Raw genomic sequence first — 16,217 nt, forward strand, 5'->3', positions numbered from 1 at the left:
ATCCGAAATCGGCATCATCGCAGAGCCAATGATCCCAAACGCATGTTCAATACCATGCATCTGCAAAACCTTAACAAAGGCCTCTTCCGTCGTCATCTTCATAGGGGTGTTCTCCAAGCAAGAGTGAGAAAACCGGGCACCGGGACCCGGGGGTTGATATGGTTTTGGCGTAAGGGTGCGACCTGCGTTAGGGCCAGACGCGTCTGCGGAATATGTCCAGTGCGATCTCAGGCAGACCGGATGGCATCCGCGATCAGTTCGACGCCGGGGCCTATGCGGTTGGTCGAAATAGAAGAGTACCCGAGGCGGTAGAAATTCTGCGGCCTGTCGGGCCCCGAGAAAAACGGAGCACCCGGTTCGATATGAACACCCTGGTTCTGCAGCTTTAGCGCAAGCTGCGTGGTGTTGACGTGCTCGGGGGCCGACATCCACATTGATGAGCCGCCCATTACGCCCCGTCCAGCCACTGTGAGCCCGCTTTCTTCGATGGCTTTGTCCATCGCATCGCGCCGCTCTTGCAGGGCTTTCGACATACGTCGGATCTGCGCGTCGTAATGGCCCAATGACAGAAAATACGCTGCCGTGCGCTGAATATGACCCGGAGGGTGGCGCAGGACCAACGAGCGAAGAGCACGTGCTTCGCGGATGAAAGGCTCGGATCCGACCATGTATCCAAGCCGCAATCCCGGAAACAGCGACTTGGAAAAACTGCCGACGTAAATCACGCGCCCATCCCGATCCATGGACTTGAGTGCAGGTGAAGGTGCGCTGCGAAAGGCCATTTCGAATTCATAGTCGTCCTCGACAACCATTGCATCCAGATCGCGTGCCCGATCCAGTAGCTTGTTGCGGCGGTCGATCGGCATCGTCGCGGTTGTCGGGCTTTGATGGCTGGGGGTGGTAAAGATGACATCTGCTTCGTCGGGGATCGCTTCTGGTGGCAAGCCGTCGCGATCGACGCTCAGGGGGGTCACAGCGCAGTCCCAGTGGTTCAAAAGGCTTCGCAGCGCGTAGTAGCAGGGATCTTCGATTACAGCCGTGCGTTTGTGTGTCAGCAAGATGCGTGAGGCCAGCCAAAGCGCGTTCTGCGCGCCCAGGGTGATCAAGATCTCTTCGGGGCGGGCGACGATACCACGGCGCGGCAGGGTGTGGCGCGCGATGAATTCGATTAGCAACGGATCATCCTGATCCACGTAATCCCCTGTCAGCGAATCGAAGTCTTTGTGCCCCAATGCGCGAACCGCGCATAATCTCCAGTTGGCGTGATCAAACAGGGTTCGGTCGGCCTGACCGTAGATGAACGGATAGCGGTATTCGCGCCAATTGCTGGGTTTCGGCAGGACGTCGCTGTCCAGAAAGCGGCGCGCCAATGCCCTGTCCCAGTCGACAGATTCCGTGCCGCGCTGCACGGGCGAGTATTTGGGCGGAACCGGTGCGTTTTGCGAGACGTAATATCCTGACCGGCCCTTTGCCGTCAGATAATCATTGGCCAGCAACTCGGTATAGGCAAGCGTCACCGTGATGCGGCTGACGCCCAGATGTGCGGCCAGCTTTCGCGAGGATGGCAGTTTTTCCCCCACGTGAAAGCGACCGGACAGAATGCCCTCGGCAATCATCTGCTGGATCTGGGCCTGCAACGTGCCCTGACCGTTGAGCTCAAGAAAGAATGTTTCGACCGATATCCCCATGCCTGCTTATAGGTTGGACTTAAGGCAGGGGCAATCTGGACTTACAGTGTCATGAAAAATTTTCCCAAGGTGGGTTGACCAGGGTCCTTTGTGAAACTACAAAACTAGAGATCTAGTTTAATGGAGGCAACTCATGTGGGAAACTGCTGCTGCCGGATTTTCCGCCATGGGTTCGGAAGCCCGGCTGAAAGTCCTCAAGACGCTAGTGCGGGCTGGTGAGGCCGGTCTGACCGTTGGCGAAATCCAGAACCGGACGGGGATTGCCCCGTCGACTTTGGCGCACCACCTGCGGTTTCTTGCAGCCGGAGGTGTGGTTGAGCAGGAAAAGATCGGTCGCACCACGATCAACCGGGCCTGTTATGACGAATTGAAGACGCTGGCGCAGTTCATTCTTAGCGAATGCTGCGCTGACGCGGTTGGAAAGGCGGCCAACGATGGCTGAATTGACGCAATCGCCCCGACTGACCGCCAAAGGTGCGCTTGAGATGATCAAGACACCCTGGGCATTGATCATGGTCATTCTTGTGGCGGTGGCCGTTCTCGACCCCGGCAACCTGCGTGAGGTTGCGAGTTTTGCAGTCAGGGCCTTGGCGCATACAGGACAATACATCCTGTTTGCTGTGCTTCTGTTGTCATATCTCAAGGCAACCGGGGCCGAGGTGATGGTGGCGCGCGCTTTTGAAGGGCGCGAAACCCGGATGATCTTTCTGGCCGCCCTGTTCGGCGGCCTCGCACCGTTTTGTTCTTGCGAAGTCATTCCCTTTATTGCGGGCTTGCTTGCACTCGGAGCGCCGCTGTCGGCCGTGATGGCGTTCTGGCTCAGCTCGCCGTTGATCGACCCGCCGACGCTTTTGATTACGGCTGCCGCGCTGGGATGGCCCTTTGCCATCGGTAAGGCGGTTGCCGCCGTTGCGCTTGGCCTGTTCGGCGGGTTCGCGGTTCGGTTACTGATGCGGCAGGGGGCATTTGCCCAGCCCTTGCGCGAATACAAACCTGCCGGGTGTTGCGGATGTGGTCCGAAAGCGGATGACAAGCCGGTCTGGAAGTTCTGGCAAGAGCCTGAGCGTCGCGTTCGGTTTCGTTCGGAATTCGCACACAACGGGCTGTTCCTGCTGAAGTGGCTGGCACTGGCCTATGTGCTCGAAGCTTTGTTGGTCAACTATGTGCCTGCGGACCTGATCGCTGGCGTCGTTGGCGGAGAAGGCGTGCTGCCGATCATCGTTGCTTCTCTGGTGGGGATGCCGGCCTATCTGAACTCTTACGTCGCGCCGCCGCTGCTGGCGGGTTTGATCGATCAGGGCATGACCGCGGGGGCTGCGATGTCGTTCATGGTTGCCGGTGCCGTCAGTTCCATACCGGCAATGGCCGCAGTCTGGTCATTGGTCAAACCGCGCGTGTTTGCGACTTACCTGAGCCTTGGTGTGGGGGGCGCAATAATCGCAGGCATCATCTTTCAGGTGGTATGAACGAAAAAGCCGCCCGGTGTCAGCATCGGGCGGCCTTGTTTTGTCTGAAATTTCGATCAACCGGATTCGCAGAGACGGGGCAGTTTGAACCGATACCGGGCTTCGCCGCTTTTGACGTAGATGCGTTTTTCCACGCAGGCCGTCGTTCCAACGGTTTGTGAAATCTGCGACTCGGTCGACGTAATCGACGTGGCCGATCCATCGGGCAGGCGAACCGAGGCTACGACGCCGTTCTTCAAGTCCCCGTTCACCGGGGTTGCGGACAGAACCGGTACGATCAGGAAAGCCTCGTGTTCGTGTTCGCCTTCGTCCCCCAGCAGAAACAAGGTGGTGACGATGGCGATCATGACAACACCACCCGCCAGACCCAGCCCCCATGTCCTGAGAAAGGCGTAGATCGTTACGGCGCGGTGCGGGCCGAAAATCGCAGAAAGAATGCTCAGCATGACAAGTCCGTCAAAAAAGCCCCAGCCGTTCCGACCGGGGCTGATTGTCTGTTACAGACGAGGATCATCCTCGTCTTCATCATCCGCCCCGCCTTTGGGCAGGTTGAAGAAACTGTCGGCGTCGATGATAGGCTCGTCGTCTTTTTCATCCGACCGATCATCGGACAGCGAGAAGGTTTCCAGACCTTCGATCGCGGTCGGGATTTTCGGCGCAGCGTCCATTTCCAGCGATTGCTCGGTCGAAACCAGCTTGCGACGCTCGTCATCGCTCATCACGCCGCCTTCGGCTGCTTTCTTGGCAGCGGCCTTCTGCACGATCGCATCCAGTTCGGACTGTTTGCACAGGCCCAAAGCAACCGGGTCGATCGGCTGCATGTTTGAGATGTTCCAGTGCGTGCGCTCGCGGATCGACTGGATGGTCGGCTTGGTGGTGCCAACCAGCTTGGCGATCTGGCCGTCGCTGAGTTCGGGGTGGAACTTGACCAGCCACAGGATCGAGTTCGGACGGTCCTGACGCTTGGACAGCGGGGTATACCGCGGGCCACGGCGCTTTTCTTCGCCGGATGCCGCCGGATTGAACTTGAGCTTCAGCTTGTGCAGCGGGTTTTTCTGCGCGGCGTCGATCTCATCCTGTGTCAGCTGGTTGTTTGCGATCGGGTCAAAGCCCTTTACGCCTGCGGCCACATCGCCATCGGCGATGCCCTGCACTTCCAGTTCGTGCATTCCTACGAAATCCGCGATCTGCTTAAAGCTGATCGTGGTGTTGTCCACCAGCCATACGGCGGTTGCCTTGGCCATAAGCGGTTTTGCCATCAGCCCGTCTCCTATACATACATCTTTCCCGTCGCCGGAATTCGGCGGCCCCTTGGTCTTGGGGCAGGTTTCCGTTGTCGGGGAACTTGGCCCGTATATAGTCGCCACGCAGCAAGAAGGGAAGAGGCGAATGCGCTGGGTCGTATTGTGGGTCTTCAGCGCGATGACAGCGCTGGCCGAAGGTGAAAAAGCAGGTGAGTTCGACTATTACGTCCTGTCTCTCAGCTGGTCGCCCAACTGGTGCGCCCGTGAAGGGGACGCGCGCGGGTCAGACCAATGTGACGACCGGCACGACCACGGATGGATCCTGCACGGGCTCTGGCCGCAATTTCATCAGGGCTGGCCATCCTTCTGCCGCTCGCCCGAGGCGCCGCCAACACGCCGCATGACGCGGGAAATGGAAGATATTCAGGGTAGTGCGGGCCTTGCATGGCATCAGTGGAAGAAACACGGCACCTGTTCGGGGCTATCTGCGCCCGACTATTTCGCCCTGTCCCGGCGTGCCTATGACGCTGTCGAACGCCCGCAGGTCTTCCGCAAGCTGGACGCATCCGTCAAACTGCCGGCTTCGGTGGTCGAGGATGCGTTTTTGAAAGCCAATCCGGAACTGGAGCGCGATATGATCACGGTCACCTGCAAACAGGGCTATATCGAAGAGGTCCGCCTATGCCTGTCGCGCGACCTTGATCCGGTGCCATGCGGCCGCGATGTAATTCGCGACTGCACCGCCAAGGACGCGCTGTTCGATCCGATTCGCTAGAGCTTCTTGTTCTGGCAGTCCCGCGCATAGTCCAGCGCCTTGGCGGTGCCTTTCAGATCAATCGCCATCACCACCTCGCCTGCGGGATTGTAAACTGTCATCGTCTTGTTCTGGGCAATCGCGGTGACGAAATTCCGGTCGGTGAAAAACACCGTCGCACCCGGCACTTTGCGTTCATTGAACCCGATAGCGGTGGCATCAAAGCTCTTGCCGTCCAGTTCGAACCGGATGGGATAGCTTTTGCCCTGTTCAATATTGCCCCAGGCCTTGTTGTAAACGGCGAAGTACCCGCGATTGTCCAACGCGTCATAGCCCAGCCGCACGACCGAGAGATCCTGATACACCGTCTGGATCAGACACCCGTTCCCAAGCGCCGGGTCCATCATGATGTTCCAGCCTTCGACAAAGCCCTTGTCGACCAGTTCCTGCGACAGGGCAGCGGTTGCGGTGAAGGCGGCGAAGGTAATGGCGAGAAGGCGGGTCATGGGCGGCTCCAAAATAATCGCTGAGTTTACCTATCCTTAGAGTAGTTCCATGGTCATCCAAAGTCGCTTTTTTGTCACCGCGACTGTTCTGACAACGATGATGAGTACAACATGAGTTTCGAACCCAAGCAATTTGTTCAGGTCACTATGGTTTCAACTCCGTTTGAAAGATGAAACACGCAACCCTGAGTTCGGGGTAGCTGTAGCAACTTGTCCAGATCGAGACCCAACCAAAGCCCTCTCAGCACCAAGGACGTGACGCCGTGGGTTACTATGATCGCAGGTTCATCTTGTTCCTTCAGAAATGAGTCTACTCTACCGCAGATGTCATCAAAGCTTTCCCCACCCGGGCTGCGGAAGAACCAATGATAGCTTTCATAGGAACAATCGATTTGCTCTCGGATGAAATCACGCGTTGCGCCTTCCCATTGCCCAAACGCGATTTCCATAAGCCGTTCATCATGTATCAACTCATGATGAGGCGTCGTTGCCAAGCGGGCGGTATGCATTGCTCTCTTTTGCGGGCTGACGAAAACGCGCAAAGGTGCATTCGGTATTCGCCTGAGTATCTCATTTTGTTTCCGGGCCTGAGACTTGCCAATTTCCGTCAACGGCGAATTCTTGCGCCCTTGGAACTTCCCCAGTGTGTTCCATTCGGTTTCGCCATGTCGCAGCACAAAAAGATCTGGATACTTGTTCAAGATGTGTACCTGAATTGAATACCGTTTGAGGTGCCGTTCTTGTTGCCTCTTTTTAAGGACGCTGATTTATAGATGCTGACCTAAATTTCCTTGCGCGCCCGGAGCGCCGCCGTGATCGTCCCGTCATCCAGATAATCCAACTCTCCACCGATGGGCACGCCTTGCGCCAACGAGGTCAGGCGCACCTGGCCTTCCAGCTGATCCGCGATGTAATGGGCGGTGGTCTGGCCGTCGACGGTGGCGTTCAGGGCAAGGATCACTTCGGTGATCCCTTCGGCCAGGACCCGATCCTTGAGGCGGGGAATGCGCAGCTCGTCCGGGCCGACCCCGTCCAGTGCAGACAGCGTGCCACCCAGCACGTGATAGCGGCCCTTGAAGACCCCTGACCGCTCCATCGCCCAGAGGTCGGCGACGTCTTCGACCACGCAGAGTTCGCCGGTCGCTCGGGCCTCGCTATTGCATATGTCACAGATATCCGTGGTGCCCACATTGCCGCAATTCAGGCATTCGCGGGCGGTGACGGCCACTTGCTGCATGGCGTCTGACAGGGGCGTCAGCAGCAGAGCGCGTTTGCGGATCAGGTGCAGCACCGCGCGGCGGGCCGAGCGCGGGCCCAGCCCCGGCAGTTTGGCCATCAGATCGATCAGATTGTCGATTTCGCTGTTCGTTCCCATGGCCTGTCCTGCTTTGCACCGGAGGAAGCCTCCGGCGGGAGTATTTGGGAAAAGATGAAGCTCAGAACGGTAGCTTGATGTCTTTGGGCAGGCCCATGCTTTCGGTCAGCTTGCCCATCTCTTCCTGTGAACGTTCGGCGGCTTTGGCCTGAGCATCCTTGATGGCTGCCAGGATCAGGTCTTCGACCACTTCCTTGTCATCGCCGTTGAAGATCGACGGGTCGATGTCCAGCCCCTTGAGTTCACCCTTGGCTGTGGCCGTTGCCTTGACCAGCCCTGCACCGGATTCGCCGACAACCATCATGTTGTTCAGCTCTTCCTGCATTTCGGTCATCTTGGTTTGCAGGTCTTGTGCGGATTTCATCATCTTTGCCATGTCGCCCAGTCCGCCAAGCCCGCCGAGTCCTTTCAGCATCAGTCGTCTCCTGTGTTTCTGTTTGGTTCTAAATACGGACCGCAGGCAGGTGGCACAAGAGGTCTCCCGCCTGTCCAGATCAGAGCGTCGCGGACCGATCATTTATGTGCCTGCAATCCCTCCCTCAGTTGCATGGTGGAGGGGCGTGAGTATGCCGGTTTCTTGAAACGTGGACCCACGGGCTGAGGCCTAATCCTCTTCGAACGGGTCCCATTCCTCTTCGACTTCGGGAAGGGCTTCGGTCACAACCTTGGCGGCGCGCTGCTCCGGTGTTTCGATCCGAATGATCTTTGCCTTGGGGAATTGCGTCAGCACGGCCTGAACCAGCGGGTGTTCTTCGGCCTCGGCTTTCAGGGCCAGCTCGGCCCGGTCCCGCACTTCCGCGATGGTCGCGGCATCCCCGTCCGAGACAATGGAGACGGCCCATCGATTGCCGGTCCAGCGTTGCAGGGCAGAGCCCAATCGCGACGCCAGATCCGACGGTGCCTGAGGTGTCTGGGTGAATTCGATCCGGCCAGGCTGGTACGACACAAGGCGCACGCCGCTTTCCACCTCGACAAGCAGTTTCACATCGCGGTTTGTGCGGATCAGTTCCACCACATGCCCGAAGGTTGGATAGCGGGCCAGGGCCGTCTGTGCATCCTGCGCCAGTGCAGCAACCGGTGCGCCACCCGCGCCGCGCGGGGGCGATGTATAGGCAGGCGGCGGGGTCGCGTTGGATTGCGTTGCCACCGGGGCCTGCCGGGACGGTGACATGCCCCCGCCCGGCCCGCCGGGTGGCGAAGGTGGGGCGTCTTGCAGCCGTTTGATCAGCTCTTCGGGGCTGGGCAAATCGGCGACATGCGTCAGTCGGATAACAGCCATTTCGGCGGCCATCATCGCGTTGGGCGCGGCAGAGACTTCCTCCAGCGCCTTCAGCAGCATTTGCCACATCCGGGTCAGAACCCGCATTGGCAAGGCCTCGGCCATGTGCTGGCCCCGTGTGCGTTCGTCGGGGGAAACCGTCGGGTCCTGGGCCGCGTCAGGTGTGATCTTTACGACGGACACCCAATGCGTGATTTCGGCCAGATCGCGCAGCACGGCCAGAGGGTCTGCGCCTTCCGCATATTGACCGCTCAGTTCAGTGAGCGCCCCTGCCGCGTCACCGCGCAGGATCATGTCCATCAGGTCCAGAACCCGTCCACGATCGGCCAGACCCAGCATCGCACGGACCTGATCTGCCGTCGTCTCTCCGGCCCCGTGCGAGATTGCCTGATCCAGCAATGAGGTCGCGTCGCGGGCCGATCCTTCTGCGGCGCGGGTGATCAACGCCAGCGCATCGTCGGCGATCTGCGCGCTCTCGGCCCCGGCGATCTTGCGCAGCAGGCCGATCATGTCTTCGGGCTCGATCCGGCGCAGGTCAAAGCGCTGACACCGCGACAGAACCGTGACCGGCACTTTGCGAATCTCGGTGGTCGCGAAGATGAATTTCACATGTGCGGGCGGTTCCTCGAGCGTCTTGAGCAGCGCGTTGAATGCGCTGGTCGAGAGCATGTGAACCTCGTCGATGATGTAGATCTTGTAGCGTGCACTGGCGGCGCGATAGCGGACACTGTCGATGATCTCGCGGATATCGTTGACGCCGGTACGGCTGGCCGCATCCATTTCCATCACATCGACATGGCGACCTTCCATGATTGCGACGCAATGCTCGCACTGACCGCAAGGCTCGGTTGTCGGTCCTCCGGTTCCATCCGGTCCGATGCAGTTCATGCCTTTGGCGATGATCCGCGCCGTGGTGGTTTTTCCCGTTCCGCGAATGCCGGTCATGATAAAGGCCTGCGCAATCCGGTCGGCCTCGAAGGCGTTTTTTAGGGTGCGCACCATAGCATCTTGACCCACCAGGTCGGCAAAGGTTTCCGGGCGGTATTTGCGGGCGAGAACCTGATAGGCGGGGCTTGGCGTGTCTGTCATGTCTTCTCGCTCGGATTCGGTGCTTCGGCACAGCGTAGTGGCGGCGGCACTCCGCGTCCACTGTGGGGCGTGATGATTTTTTGTTTCGGAAACGGGCTGGTTTCCAACTAAACTGGTCCAGCGGATTTAATGACTCATTTCTTAAAGAGTACCTTGGGGGAGGACGCACTTCATGTCGCAGCTGGTCATTTTTGCTCTGCAGGTCGGAGGCGGAACGCTTGCCCTTACTTCAATGCCCGGGCGTGGCGGGGATTACGTCGGCGATCTGGATATGATTGCGGCTTGGAAACCGGGCCTTGTGATTTCAATGACGACGGATGTTGAAATGCTTCAGGATGGCGCGCAGCACTTTGGCAGCGACATCCAAAGCCGTGCCAGCCGGTGGGTTCACCTGCCGATCGAAGATTTTGGAGCACCGACGCAGGCGGTTCAGAAGGCCTGGCCAGAGGTCAGCGCCACGGCCCGACATGCGCTGTCGGGCGGTGGCCGGGTTCTTGTGCATTGCCGTGGGGGGTGCGGCAGATCCGGGATGATTGTTCTGCGACTGATGGTTGAATGCGGTGAACGCGCCAGCGACGCACTGGACCGCCTGCGGGCCGTGCGCCCCTGCGCTGTCGAAACCGATGCGCAGCTGGCCTGGGCGTCCCGGATCACCCCGGCACAGGTGGAAGTGGGATCAAGCTGACAGCTGCTGGGGTGCGTAGCCGGTTTTCCGGGGCCGGATCGTTGAAACCTCGATCATGGCGCAAGGCGGGTTCGCGACAATGCCCGAGGGCAGCGTGCTGAATGTAGGTCCAAAGATCAAATCGGCATAGGCATCAAGGTCCCGAATTGCCGTATCAGGGTGCGCCCCGCAGAAAACGCGAACGCTGTCGGATCGCGCTCGGATCGTTGCCATGCACCCTTCCGCGCAATGTGACAGCGCGCTGTTGCCTTCAAATTCGAAATCTTCGCTGGTGGCCGAAACCGCCTGCGCCATGGCTTCGGAAATCGAGCGGGCCAGTCGCGCCAAAGCCGGGCAGGTATTGCCCGTCCGCTGGCACACAGTTGCGCTGTATTCGTGTGACTTTGTCTTCCAGATCATCCTGCGCCCTCCGCGCGTGGTGGGCTGGATATTGGGGCAGGTGGGACAGCATCTCGCTGTCAGGACCTGCCCGGACACCCCGCCCGAGTTTCGGTTTCAGTTCCGATGGCAGGTCTCCTGACTTGCGGGTCATTGCTCTGCCGACCTTCCCAGCCCGTGGGCCAGTGGTATTTCGGCATTGCTTACCGCTTACAGTTGCGGGGGCAGTCGCGGACTTGGTTGATATCTGTGTGACCAGACAAACCGCACCGTGTTCCCTTTTCATCCCGACCTCTTGTGGGGGCCGGAAACCATCACACAACCGCTAGCGCCTGATCGCGTTCCGAGTCAAGCCGATCTTTAGGCCGGACGTTTGGTCATGCTGGATGCGGTTTACGTTCCGGCTTAGTTTCGTCGGCATCGAAGGCAGGCAAACCATTGTTTCAGCGAAAGCCGGGGATCATGTTGGATACGGAACAGACGGTGTTGATCGAAGATTTCCGCTTTCCGTCAGGGTCCGTGACCTTGTCGGCACGGCTGTACCGGCCAGTGGGTGAGCCGGAAACCGTTGTCGTACTTAACAGTGCCACGGGTGTGCCGCGTGACTATTATCAACACTTTGCGCGATGGCTGGCTACCGAGCGGGGGATAGCTTGCCTGACCTATGACTATCGGGACTACGGGCTTTCTTTGGTCGGCCGCCTGAAAGACGCAACTGCAACAATGGCGGATTGGGCGTTGATCGACATGCCAGCGGCACGGGCCGAAATGCGCAGGCGGTTTCCAAAGGCGCAGCAGTGGACCATCGGCCATTCCGTCGGTGCGATGCTGGGGCCGGTGCAGCCGGATATCGACCAGATCGACCGAATGATCGGTGTGTGTTCGGGGCTGGTGACTTTGAAAGATCACCCATGGCCCTATCGGGGGTTGGCAGGGCTGTTCTGGTATGGCCATGCACCGCTGATGGTGCGGGCGCTTGGGTATCTGCCCGGCAAAGCGATCGGGTTTGGTTCGGACCTGCCCGCCTCGGTCTACTGGCAATGGCGCAAATGGTGTACAGCTCCTCTTAGCTACATTCCCGAGATCGGGCAGAATTTGCCTGATGCGCATTGGGGCAGTTCTGGAACACCTGTGGATCTGTTCACGTTCGAAGATGACCAGATGGCTCCGCCCGAGGCAGTTTGGCGCCTTGCCGACCTGTACGGCCCCGAGTCCAGACGCCACCTTATGAAGCCTGCTGAATTCGGACTGCCGGAAATAGGCCATATCGGAGCATTTGCCCGTCGCAATGCAGCGGTCTGGCCGCGCCTGATCGCCTGATCAGACGCGACGCAGGTTTTCCTAACACCTTGCAGTTATGGCCGTTTGCGAAGTTTCTTGTCCTGCATGACACCGCGCACCATCTTGCCAAACGCCTTGTCCCGCGCCCGCGATTGCGCAACGGTTTCCGAGTTTCGCTGATCTTCACGCCGCAGCTTGCGCCAACGGTCCAGCCGCGCCGGATCAAGCACGCCTTCGTCGATTGAGTTCTGCACGGCACAGCCGGGCTCGGTCTCGTGCTGACAATCCGAAAAGCGGCAGCTTTGGCTAAGCTCTGTGATGTCCGAGAATACGTCGTCGATCCCGTCCTGAGCGTCCAGCAAGCGCAATGCGCGCATTCCGGGCGTGTCGATCAACCATCCACCGTTTCTCATCGGGTGCAACGCACGCACCGTTGTCGTGTGCCTGCCCCGTGCGTCGTCTTCGCGAATTCCAGACGTGGCGAGGTTTTGATCTGTCATGGTGTTGCTGAGCGTCGTTTTACCCACGCCCGACGACCCGACCAGCGCGCCGGTCTGGCCTTTGGGACACCATGCCAGAACCTTTTCGACATCTGCCGGATCCCGAGCGTTGATCGCCAAAACCGTCAAAAACGGGTCCAGAGATTCCACTTGTCCCGAGAAACTTCCGGGATCATCCGACTGGTCAGCTTTCGTCAGGACAACGACCGGATAACATCCGGCCTGGTGCGCAAGAACCAGATAACGTTCCAGTCGGGGAAGGTTGAAGTCCGCATTGCACGAGCTGACAATGAACAATACATCGACATTGGCCGCAATCAGTTGGGTTGCGGCGCCTGTACCGGCAGCTCTGCGTTGCAGCAGGCTGCGCCGGTCCAGAAGGTGGCGCACGCGGTTTTCGGCGTCTGCAAGGACCCAATCTCCGACGGCATATGAACCGGTCGGATTATCCGGTGTCAGCAAAGGGATTTCACCATCCGGGCTCAGCCCGATCAGACGGTCCCGATGTACCGATGCGATACGAAAGGGCGTGTCAGAAGGAAAAGCCGCGTGTTGCGCGGCAAAGTGAGAGGACCATCCCAGGTCCGAAAGCGTATAGGACATTTATCTGCCTGTTTTCAGAAACAGCAATGCCAACGGATGGCAATCGCGCATCCGCAGGTCGTGTGTTCAGGCAGTCAGGTGATTCCGGTGAATCAGAACCAGTCTGCCCGAAGGGTTTTCAATACAATCATAAAGCCCTCCTGCGGCTATGGTTCACGAAGTGAGAGGTTGGACATCGACCCAAGCGGGGCTCGTTGTGGCTGCTTCCTTCCGGACCTGACCAGGTTGGCGAGGCGCTCGCCCGCGCCAACCTCTCGACTGCGGATATAGGGAAGGCATCGGGAAAAGACAACCCGTCAGAGCGTCAGGCGGATTCGTTCAAATCCCCTGCCATCCGAGCCCAGCAGCACGGGATCGAACCTGCGTAACTCATCCAGATATTTCAGGGCGCCCGGACCTGTTCGAAGAATTGTCGCCACGCCCCGCTGCGGCATCAGCGAGAACGGGTAGGGCTGCGTGGCGATTGGATCGGGCGGAAGGTGCTGCGCCAGGTAATCCTGCACAAGGTCCTTGATGCTCAGCGGTGGCAGGCTGATCAGCTCAGACGTTGTCGCATGCGGAAAATGCCCGCCTCCGCTGGCGCGGTAATTGTTCAGCGCCATAACGAATATCTGCTCCGGTCGAACGGGATGGCCTGCATATGTCAGATCACTGATCCGCCTGTGGTCGGGATGGATCATTTTCCCCTGCGCATCGTATCGCGGCGGCTGCGTGGGGTCGATCTGATAAGACAGTCCAAACACGATGTCGAAATTGTACCCGGCCCGTTCAGGGTTGATCAGTTCGGGTTCGGAACCAGACTTTAACTGGTTGAATACGCTGGCTGACATCTCCAACCAGTCCAGCAGGTGCGCACCGCTGATCCGGATTGCACGCAGCTCGTTTGGAAACACATGCAGATCCGCGACATGGCGTAGACATATCTCTCCGGCGGGTACCTCGGTATAATGGCGGGGTCCTGCGCGCCCGCCGGATTTGGCAGGCGAAACAACCGACAATGTCGGCAGACCCGCCAGGTCTGGTCCCTGCAAAAACGGGCGCAGTGCGGCGGCTTGCGCCGCAGCTACAAGGGTCAGCCCGCGATCCGGCGCACAGCAACTGAAATAGCTGTGCAATGTATCCGGGATATGTGCCACCGGTGCGGCAACGGATTGACGGGTCATACGATGTGCCACCTCACACAAGCCCGCAATTTCACTGTCTTCCCCGACGGCTGTGCCGTTGCTGATAACCGGGCGCAGTTCGACGCAGCAATCCCGGATTTGCACTTTGCCGTCCGGCCCGGCGGTCACGGCCAAATCGATAACCCCCAGGTAAGAGCCCGCTGATCCCGGCATGACAACGGGTGTTCCATGTACCAGCCCCGTCAGGTGATCGACCATCGGGGTATTGGCATGGCCCTCTCCTGGAAGTGTCAGGTGAGTGTGCCCGGCCACAATGGCATCGATGCCTTTGATCGCGGCCAAGGGTATCACGGCGTTTTCCATCCCTGCCACCGGTGCGGTGCCCCCAAGGCCGGAATGAGCAAGCGCCACGATGATATCACACCCCTCGTCGCGCAATGTCTGCGTCAGGGACTTTGCCGCAACCAGGATATCCTCGACGACGATATCGTCATCCAGATTATGTGCCTCCCAACAGGCCGTTTGCGGCGGAAGAACCGAGAAGATGCCGATGCGAACGGGAATGTCTTCACCGTTCAAAGATACAGTGCGGTCCAGAACGGTGTATCGCTGCCAGAGCTGTGGGCCGCGCGTGCGATACAGGTTGCTGCAAACGACCGGACAGGGGGCTTGCGTCAGGATGTTGCCCAATGACACCAGCCCGAACCCGAAATCATGGTTGCCCAGCCCGATCGCGTCATAATCCAGGGCTTCGAACGCCTTCATCATCGGATGGGCAGTGCCACTCTTTGCCGCCCAATCGCCCATTGGGGTTCCCTGCAACGAATCCCCGTTGTCAAACATCAGCACCAGCGCGTCCTTGGCCTCTTGTCGGGCAGCGCGGATCAGGCTGGCAGTGCGCGTTAATCCAACCGTCTGGTCTGGCGTGTCAGTGTAATAGTCAAAACCGGTGAGGTTCATATGCAGGTCGGTTGTGGCCAGAATGCGAATTTTCCCAATGTCACCAATGGGCTGTACCTGCGTCGAGGAGGGGATCTTCACTTTGAGTATTCTGCTATTGAATGTGTGTATTGATTAAATCCATCAAAATTCACTCTAGATGATTTTTCCGAGGCCACCATGCGGCTTTTCAGCGGCAGGGTGGTGGATTTTCTATCCCTGAATAGCCATTGCAACACGGGCTGAGACGTGGCAGCCCTGTGCGCAAGACCAAAAGGAAATCCAATGAAAAACGCAGAGCAGGTAACCTTCGGGGGTTCGGGCCTTGATCGGGCGGCGCAGTATCGCGGAGATGCGGACAAGCTGGCCGAGGCGATGCACAACCCGGCCGCCCGCTGTGTCTTGCTGTGGCGTGGAAAACTGCTGGTACAGGGTGAGGGGCTGGACCAGCTTGCCATGATCCCGATGACGCACTCGCTGATCAGCAATGGTCCCGGTGGCGTCATTGAATCCCCGGTGTTTTTGGGTCTGAGCGCTGACAGCGCCCCCGTGTTTGCCGTTGATTTTTCCGCATGGACAGCCGAGGGGCTGGATCTGACCAGTCTGGGCGCCTTCGTGGACAAGTCCGAACAACAACACCCGGATTTACCGCAAGGCCACGTGTTTGCCGAACTGCGCCGGATCATGACACGGCTGTCGGCGCGCGACGCGGAACTGGCGGCAACGTCAAAGGCAATAATCGGCTGGCATGAAACGCATCGCTACTGTGCCCGATGTGGTGCCGCCAGCGAGGTGTCGCAGGGGGGATGGCAGCGCAGTTGCCCGTCCTGTGGCGGGCAGCACTTTCCGCGCACCGATCCGGTTGTGATCATGTTGATCACGCATGGTGACAGCGTGCTGATGGGCCGGTCTCCGGGCTGGCCTGACGGGATGTTCTCCTTGCTGGCGGGATTTGTTGAGCCCGGCGAAACGCTTGAGGCAGCAGTGCGCCGCGAAGTGATGGAAGAGGCGGGCGTGCCGGTGGGTGCGGTTTCGTACCTGTCCAGCCAGCCCTGGCCGTTCCCGGCCTCATTGATGTTTGGATGTGCGGGTGAGGCGCTGTCACGCGACATCGTGATCGATCCGGTCGAAATAGAAGAGGCGATGTGGGTCAGCAAATCCGAAATGATGCAGGCCTTTGCTGGGGATCATCCCCGGTTGTTACCAGCGCGCAAGGGGGCAATCGCTCATTTTCTGCTTCAGAACTGGCTTGCAGATACTCTGGACTGAGGAAACATTGGCTCAGCAATAAAACAGCAAAGGTCAT

At 59.0% G+C, this 16,217-nt stretch carries 17 protein-coding genes, 1 other RNA gene and 1 riboswitch; of the genes, 6 read left to right on the top strand and 12 right to left on the bottom strand.

Annotation, left to right across the window (positions count from 1 at the left end):
* Positions 1-227: 227 nt before the first annotated feature.
* On the bottom strand, positions 228-1,688 hold the full coding sequence (gene pdxR, locus ACR0DY_RS03180; RefSeq protein WP_267363605.1) for a MocR-like pyridoxine biosynthesis transcription factor PdxR: 1,461 nt from the start codon (positions 1,686-1,688) through the stop codon (positions 228-230).
* A 133-nt stretch (positions 1,689-1,821) separates the two neighbouring features.
* On the opposite strand from pdxR, the gene ACR0DY_RS03185 reads away from it, so the two are divergent.
* Entirely contained in the window at positions 1,822-2,130 is a 309-nt protein-coding gene (locus tag ACR0DY_RS03185) for an ArsR/SmtB family transcription factor (RefSeq protein WP_209507696.1), read from the top strand.
* Positions 2,123-3,154 carry a permease gene (locus tag ACR0DY_RS03190; RefSeq protein ID WP_480484667.1) on the top strand — a complete coding sequence of 344 codons (1,032 nt, stop codon included), beginning with the start codon at positions 2,123-2,125 and terminating at the stop codon, positions 3,152-3,154. Before ACR0DY_RS03185 ends, ACR0DY_RS03190 begins: the two co-directional genes overlap by 8 nt.
* A gap of 56 nt (positions 3,155-3,210) precedes the next feature.
* On the opposite strand, the gene ACR0DY_RS03195 is transcribed toward ACR0DY_RS03190, so the two are convergent.
* Together ACR0DY_RS03195 and ACR0DY_RS03200 are read right to left on the bottom strand one after the other, a co-directional pair.
* Positions 3,211-3,600 (bottom strand): hypothetical protein, encoded by a 390-nt coding sequence (locus tag ACR0DY_RS03195; RefSeq protein ID WP_267363610.1) that lies wholly within the window; start codon positions 3,598-3,600, stop codon positions 3,211-3,213.
* Between the two features lie 51 nt (positions 3,601-3,651).
* Positions 3,652-4,413 carry a DUF1013 domain-containing protein gene (locus tag ACR0DY_RS03200; protein WP_480547361.1) on the bottom strand — a complete coding sequence of 254 codons (762 nt, stop codon included), beginning with the start codon at positions 4,411-4,413 and terminating at the stop codon, positions 3,652-3,654.
* A 130-nt stretch (positions 4,414-4,543) separates the two neighbouring features.
* Here ACR0DY_RS03200 and ACR0DY_RS03205 point away from each other — a divergent pair, with 130 nt between their 5' ends.
* On the top strand, positions 4,544-5,173 hold the full coding sequence (locus ACR0DY_RS03205; protein ID WP_480488860.1) for a ribonuclease T2 family protein: 630 nt from the start codon (positions 4,544-4,546) through the stop codon (positions 5,171-5,173).
* On the opposite strand, the gene ACR0DY_RS03210 is transcribed toward ACR0DY_RS03205, so the two are convergent.
* The 5 genes from ACR0DY_RS03210 to ACR0DY_RS03230 form a co-directional block, all read right to left on the bottom strand.
* Complete coding sequence (locus ACR0DY_RS03210; RefSeq protein ID WP_480897800.1) at positions 5,170-5,658, bottom strand: hypothetical protein; 489 nt, start codon at positions 5,656-5,658, stop codon at positions 5,170-5,172. The genes ACR0DY_RS03205 and ACR0DY_RS03210 overlap by 4 nt on opposite strands.
* Positions 5,659-5,795: 137 nt before the next feature.
* Entirely contained in the window at positions 5,796-6,335 is a 540-nt protein-coding gene (locus ACR0DY_RS03215; RefSeq protein ID WP_480484703.1) for a histidine phosphatase family protein, read from the bottom strand.
* A gap of 104 nt (positions 6,336-6,439) precedes the next feature.
* Positions 6,440-7,033, bottom strand: a complete 594-nt coding sequence (gene recR / locus ACR0DY_RS03220; protein WP_480484672.1) for a recombination mediator RecR — start codon at positions 7,031-7,033, stop codon at positions 6,440-6,442.
* A 61-nt stretch (positions 7,034-7,094) separates the two neighbouring features.
* A complete protein-coding gene (locus ACR0DY_RS03225; protein WP_209507712.1) occupies positions 7,095-7,448 on the bottom strand; it encodes a YbaB/EbfC family nucleoid-associated protein in 354 nt (117 codons plus the stop codon).
* A gap of 189 nt (positions 7,449-7,637) precedes the next feature.
* On the bottom strand, positions 7,638-9,401 hold the full coding sequence (locus tag ACR0DY_RS03230) for a DNA polymerase III subunit gamma/tau (protein WP_480484673.1): 1,764 nt from the start codon (positions 9,399-9,401) through the stop codon (positions 7,638-7,640).
* A gap of 172 nt (positions 9,402-9,573) precedes the next feature.
* On the opposite strand from ACR0DY_RS03230, the gene ACR0DY_RS03235 reads away from it, so the two are divergent.
* Entirely contained in the window at positions 9,574-10,086 is a 513-nt protein-coding gene (locus tag ACR0DY_RS03235) for a protein-tyrosine phosphatase family protein (protein WP_480488864.1), read from the top strand.
* On the opposite strand, the gene ACR0DY_RS03240 is transcribed toward ACR0DY_RS03235, so the two are convergent.
* Complete coding sequence (locus tag ACR0DY_RS03240) at positions 10,078-10,485, bottom strand: hypothetical protein (protein WP_480484675.1); 408 nt, start codon at positions 10,483-10,485, stop codon at positions 10,078-10,080. The two genes, ACR0DY_RS03235 and ACR0DY_RS03240, sit on opposite strands and share 9 nt — an antisense overlap.
* Before the next feature lie 90 nt (positions 10,486-10,575).
* A riboswitch (cobalamin riboswitch) is annotated at positions 10,576-10,794 on the bottom strand.
* A 132-nt stretch (positions 10,795-10,926) separates the two neighbouring features.
* Here ACR0DY_RS03240 and ACR0DY_RS03245 point away from each other — a divergent pair.
* On the top strand, positions 10,927-11,784 hold the full coding sequence (locus tag ACR0DY_RS03245; RefSeq protein WP_480484676.1) for an alpha/beta hydrolase family protein: 858 nt from the start codon (positions 10,927-10,929) through the stop codon (positions 11,782-11,784).
* Between the two features lie 35 nt (positions 11,785-11,819).
* Here ACR0DY_RS03245 and rsgA read toward each other — a convergent pair whose 3' ends face one another.
* From rsgA to ACR0DY_RS03260, 3 genes are all read right to left on the bottom strand, one after another.
* Complete coding sequence (gene rsgA / locus ACR0DY_RS03250; RefSeq protein ID WP_480897802.1) at positions 11,820-12,848, bottom strand: ribosome small subunit-dependent GTPase A; 1,029 nt, start codon at positions 12,846-12,848, stop codon at positions 11,820-11,822.
* A 158-nt stretch (positions 12,849-13,006) separates the two neighbouring features.
* Positions 13,007-13,105, bottom strand: an RNA gene (gene ffs / locus ACR0DY_RS03255) — signal recognition particle sRNA small type.
* Between the two features lie 39 nt (positions 13,106-13,144).
* Positions 13,145-15,013, bottom strand: coding sequence for a bifunctional 2',3'-cyclic-nucleotide 2'-phosphodiesterase/3'-nucleotidase (locus ACR0DY_RS03260; protein ID WP_480547355.1), 1,869 nt, complete (start codon positions 15,011-15,013; stop codon positions 13,145-13,147).
* Between the two features lie 183 nt (positions 15,014-15,196).
* Between ACR0DY_RS03260 and nudC the strand changes: the two genes are divergently transcribed.
* Positions 15,197-16,180 (top strand): NAD(+) diphosphatase, encoded by a 984-nt coding sequence (gene nudC, locus ACR0DY_RS03265; protein WP_480547353.1) that lies wholly within the window; start codon positions 15,197-15,199, stop codon positions 16,178-16,180.
* Positions 16,181-16,217 lie beyond the last annotated feature (37 nt).

The sequence above is a fragment of the Ruegeria sp. O6 genome, assembly GCF_056535045.1.